At 70.4% G+C, this 4992-nt stretch carries 3 protein-coding genes and 3 tRNA genes; 1 reads left to right on the forward strand and 5 read right to left on the reverse strand.

What is annotated here, in order from left to right:
- Positions 1–108 precede the first annotated feature (108 nt).
- The 5 genes from AC32QD_RS05435 to AC32QD_RS05455 form a co-directional block, all read right to left on the reverse strand.
- Entirely contained in the window at positions 109–1029 is a 921-nt protein-coding gene (locus AC32QD_RS05435; RefSeq protein WP_492009469.1) for a type II secretion system minor pseudopilin, read from the reverse strand.
- Positions 1030–1208: 179 nt separating this feature from the next.
- Positions 1209–2225: a glycosyltransferase family 2 protein gene (locus AC32QD_RS05440; protein ID WP_492009470.1), complete on the reverse strand. Its 1017-nt coding sequence runs from the start codon at positions 2223–2225 to the stop codon at positions 1209–1211.
- Positions 2226–2354: 129 nt separating this feature from the next.
- Positions 2355–4310, reverse strand: a complete 1956-nt coding sequence (locus AC32QD_RS05445) for a hypothetical protein (protein ID WP_492009471.1) — start codon at positions 4308–4310, stop codon at positions 2355–2357.
- Between the two features lie 156 nt (positions 4311–4466).
- Positions 4467–4541, reverse strand: a tRNA-Gly gene (locus AC32QD_RS05450).
- 80 nt (positions 4542–4621) lie between these two features.
- A tRNA-Pro gene (locus AC32QD_RS05455) sits at positions 4622–4698 on the reverse strand.
- A 109-nt stretch (positions 4699–4807) separates the two neighbouring features.
- Between AC32QD_RS05455 and AC32QD_RS05460 the strand changes: the two genes are divergently transcribed.
- A tRNA-Gln gene (locus AC32QD_RS05460) sits at positions 4808–4881 on the forward strand.
- The last annotated feature ends 111 nt before the right edge of the window (positions 4882–4992 follow it).

Genomic DNA, 4992 nt, shown 5'->3' on the forward strand with positions numbered 1-4992 from the left:
CCGACCGTGCTGCGCGACACGCACGAGGCGGTGCTGGTGGCCCAGGAGATGCAAAAGCGTCTGAGCGGCCTGCGCCCGCTCGAGAAGCGCTCCCCGCTCTGAGGCGGCTCACCCCCGCGCACTGCCGCCCCGCCAGGCGCGGCGGGACTGCGGGAACAGCTCGGGCGTCGCCCGGCGCCAGTCGAGCACCTTGTAGGCGGCCCCGCCGCGCCCGCGCAGCGAGACCACGGCGACGCGCGCGGCCCGGGTGCCGGCTTGCGTCTCGCACTCGGCACGAATGCGCACCAGGGCGCTCGCGGCCGAGACCGGGCTGCCCCGGCGCAGCGTCCGGGGCACAGCGCCGAGCTCGGCGCTGAACGCCGGCGGCAGCGGCGGCAGCGCCGGGCCCGGATCGCCCGTCAGCGCCGCGCGCACCAGCGGCGGTGCCTGGCCGGGGCTGGGCTGCGGCCGGCCGGAATAGACCGTCACGGCATCGGCGATGCGCCGGTAGAGATTCCCCGTCATGCCGAGCACGCCCAACAGCTCGCCCTCGGCCTCGAACGGCGCGTTCTTCGGGCCCGGTAGCCCCGCGGCGGCATAGTCGCGCCGCTCCGCGCTTATCGGCGTGCCCAGGTTGTCGCTGCTGGTGAAGTCGACGATGGCGGCGGCCAGGCTTTGGGCCTGCTCCTGACTGGCCCCGGCCTGGACCAGCAGGGCGGCCATCAGATCGGGCGGGGCGCGGTTCAGGTCGATCCGACCGTATTCCGAGCTGACCTCGACGCGCAACTCGGCGCCCGGCACCCGCCAGGCCGCCACCGATCCGTCGGTCGCGATCGCGGACTGGGCGTTGTTGACCAGCGCGTAGATCGCCGTCAGCGCGGCGCTGTCGGCGGCCAGCTCGGCCTCGGCCTGGGCGCGCTGGCTGCGCGCGAGGTCGATGTCGCTGCGGCCCAGCGCCACGACCGCGGCGGCCAGCGCCCCCAGCACAACTCCGACCCAGAGGACCGCGATCAGCGCGATCCCCCGCTCGCCGTCTGCGCGCCTCCGCATGCCCTGCCACGCCTCCGCTCTCGCGCGCCAGCATAGCCTGCGCTGCCCGGCCGCGAAAGCGCGCGGGCGACGGCGGCAGCGGGTTTCGAACCGCCACGAAATTCTTACATGTCTTATATAAGACATGTAAGAGTTAACTCCTCCACTCTTGCACGAAGACCGGAGGAGTTGACGCCGGATTAACCCTGTCCGTCCTTGCCCGCCCGCACGCTCATCCCGGCCAGCGGCTGCTCCCCGTCACGCGTCAGCTCGGCCGCCAGCAGCCGGCTGCGCAACTCGGCCAGCAGGATGCGGTTCGCCGCCACCAGATCGGCCAGGAGCCCGCCGATCATGGTCACCGTTCCCGCCGCGATCAGCGCCGCGCCGATCACCAGCGACTGCACGTGCCCCCCGGAATCGCCCTGCAGGTAGAAGAGCAGGAAGCGGGCGAAGGCGAGGAGGCCGGGCAGCGCCAGGATGACCGCCAGCGCGGCGAAGAAGCGCAAGGGCTTGTAGAGCACGAAGATGCGCACGATGGTGATCGCCGAGCGCAGCACGTATCCCGCGAGGCTGCGGATCAGCCGCGACTCGCGGGTGGCCGGGTTGACGCGCACCGGCACGCAGACCACCGGCTCGCTGAGCCGCCCCGCCTGGATGATGGTCTCGAGCGTGTAGGTGTGGCTGTTGAAGACGTAAAGCCGCATCGCAAGCGCCCGGCTGATGGCGCGGAATCCCGACGGCGCGTCCGGCACCGCGAGGCCGCTCGCCTTGCTCACGACCCAGCTTCCCAGCCTCTGCAGCAGCTTCTTGAGCGGCGAGAAGCCCTCGATCTCGGCGATGGGCCGCGCGCCCACCACCATCTGAGCCCGCCCCGCGAGCACGGGCGCCACCAGGTCGGGGATGCACCGCGCGTCGTACTGGTTGTCGGCGTCGGTGTTGACGATCACGTCGGCGCCGAGCCTCAGGGCCGTCTCCAGCCCGGTCATGAAGGCCGCCGCAAGGCCGCGATTGGTGGCGTGGCGGACCACGTGGTCGACGCCGTGCGCGCGCGCGACGGCGGCGGTGCCGTCGGCCGAGCCGTCGTCGATCACCAGCCACTCGACCGCGGCGAAGCCCGGTACCTGACGGGGCAGGGCGGCGAGCGTCGCGGGCAGCTGCGCCGCCTCGTTGAAGCAGGGAATCTGGATCACCAGCTTGCTGGCGACAGCATCAGCCATCGTGCCACCCCTGGCAAATGGCAGCCGCGGGCCGGCGCGGGGTCGCCGCGCTCCTCTCCCGCTTTCCCGGACTGCCCGGGCCCGACGGCTTAAGTCGCCCGATCCGCCCGACCACGGCCGCGCGGCCGCTCACGGGCGGGTTCCAGCCGCCGCGGCGGGTGGCGCCACCCGATAGAGGTCAAGGTTGCCGCCAACGCCCCATATCGGCGTGGCGCCGGTCGCCAGTCCGCGGGCGACCATCTCCGCGGCAAGGCGGGGTCCCTCGACGTAGACCGGCCGCTTCTCTGCGAGACATTGCCTGACCAGCCGGGCGAGGTCGGCGCTGATCTTCTGGTTCCTCACGTCGACGTATGCCGTCAACGCCGGCGGCCGGTTGATTGTGAACCCTGTCATCACCGGCGCCATGGTGACGACGAGGGCGTTTCGCGGCAACTCGTCTGCGCGGCTGAAGATTTTGACGTTTCGCGCCCGAATCTGCTGGCTCATGTTGAGGTCCATCGCCCAGCCCACGATCGCACCGTTCCCCAGACCCAGCAGGAAGAGGCCCAGCATCGCCTTGGCCACGGCCTTCTGCGCCGCCTCCCGCGTCAGCCACAGCAGCAACGTCGATCCGGCGAGGCCGATCATCAGCGCGGTTGGAAGCGTGTGCTGGAGGAGGAAGTCGATCGGGTAGCCGTGCCAGAGCGCATAAAGCACGGCCCCCCCTACCGTGACGAGCAACGCGCCGAGCGCGGGGACAGGGCTGCCCCCGGCCAACCCGCGCAGATGGTCGAGCGCCGCGGCCGCCAGGATCGCGAGTGCCGGCAGGAAGTTGAGGAAGTAGCGCATGTTGCTCGCCATGCCTCCCTGCCAACTGCCATATGCGAAGGGCACGATTCCGAGACCGACGAACGTGAAGCAGAATCCGAGCGCGGCGCGGCTCCGCCCACGCCAAAGGCCGGGGATGAGGACGAGCAGCGCGGCAGCGTAGGGCAGGCTCTCCAGCAGCGACTTCTGCGTCAGTCCGCCGAACATGCGCAGGGTTCCATCGGGTAGCACCGTGGCTCCCCGCGCGCCCGGGCGATAGGACTGAAAATCGACCACGAGCAGCCAGAACCCCTGCGCGAGGCGCAGCAGCGCATTGCGCACATCGGGCAGCAACAGGCCCAATGCGAGCAGCGTCAGCGTTGCCGTTGCCAGCCCCGATGGGCGGTAAAGCGCGACCCGCACGGCGGGCCGACCGAGCGCGAAGGCGCCCAACGCCCCCATCACGGCCAGCGGAGCCAGGCCGGCGTAGAAGCCGAGCGAGGTGGCGCCGCCGGCGCTGTCATAAGTCAGCGGCGAGGGGATGCCGAATTTCATCTCGTTGATCACGGTTGCCGCGATCAGGCCGGGCACGAGCCCCGCAAGAAGCAGCGCAGCGGCACGGTGGGGTCGACGCGCCACGCCGAGCAGCCAGACGACGAGCGGCACGGAGAAAATCAGAGCGTCTATGCGGATATTGATAGCAAGTCCGAGCAGGAGGCCCGCGACCAGGGCACCGCGCATCTCGGCATCGGACCGCCAGCCCTTGGCGACGGCCGTCGCTGCCGCGGTGACCAGAAAGGTGTCGACGGCGTGCGGCCAGAACCCGACGGCATACTCCACGGCAAATGTGCAGATCCCGTAGATCAGCGCCGATCGCGTGGCCAGCTGACGGTCCTCGAACAGCGCCTGGGCTGTGATCCAAGTGAGCGGCAGGGTCAGCGCTGCGGCGGCCGCATTCATCAGCATGACGCCGCGCAGACCACCCGCGATATAGGCCGGCGCGGCGAGTATGCCCCAGCCCCCCGGATATTGCGGCGCGAGATGCTCTCCCGCGGCACGCAGCTCGGGCAGGACCAGCGCCGCATTTCCGTAGGTCTCCATCCCGTTCTGGACGAAAAACGAGGCATGATGCGCGAAGGCGTCGATCATCGCCAGATCGATGTAACCGTCGATCATGAAGACGCCGGGCGCTGCCCAGAACGCGGCCAGCGCGATCCAGGTGATCCCCAGCGCGGCTATGGCGATCTCGCCGGGGCCCCAGCGCAGGGCCGGAAGCCGGGCTTGCGCGATGTCGGTCATCCCCCGCCCTCTGACCGTTCCTTCACGATCTTGCCACGGGCGGCACTATACATTGTGGCCGAGTCCGCTGTCAGCCCGATAATTCGGCCGCAGGCGGCCGACCTGCGGCCCGGCGCCGGCCGCATCGCGTCAAGTCCCGCGCATCGGAGGGATATCTGGAGCGGGCGATGGGATTCGAACCCACGACCCCAACCTTGGCAAGGTTGTGCTCTACCCCTGAGCTACACCCGCATCCATCGACAGCCCCGCTTATTCCAGAATTCCCGACCCCGCGCAAGGTGGCCGGGGCCCTGGCGGGCGGGCCGCCCGGCTGGTCGGAGTGAGTGGATTCGAACCACCGGCCCCTGCCTCCCGAAGACAGTGCTCTACCAGGCTGAGCTACACTCCGACGCCAGCGCCCGGCTGTATATCGCCGGCCCGCAGGCGGTGCAAGCCGCGAAATGCCCTCCGGCGGGGCTTGCCGCTGGCCCGCCGGAGGACTAGTTTCCGCGCGCGATTGGGGCGTGGCCAAGCGGTAAGGCAACGGGTTTTGGTCCCGTGATCCCAGGTTCGAATCCTGGCGCCCCAGCCATGCCGGGAGATCGCGCGAGACAGCCGTTAAAGCGAGGCGCCGCCGCTTGCGAATCGCGGCGCCCGGCCGGGCCGATCGGCCCTGGCGAGCGGGTCGATGCACGTCCCGCCC

The sequence above is a fragment of the Thermohalobaculum sp. genome (assembly GCF_058622915.1).

Coding starts and splice junctions, on each gene's coding strand:
- AC32QD_RS05435 (WP_492009469.1), bottom strand. CDS start 1,029: ATGCGGAGGCGCGCAGACGGCGAGCGGGGGATCGCGCTGATCGCGGTC.
- AC32QD_RS05440 (WP_492009470.1), bottom strand. CDS start 2,225: ATGGCTGATGCTGTCGCCAGCAAGCTGGTGATCCAGATTCCCTGCTTC.
- AC32QD_RS05445 (WP_492009471.1), bottom strand. CDS start 4,310: ATGACCGACATCGCGCAAGCCCGGCTTCCGGCCCTGCGCTGGGGCCCC.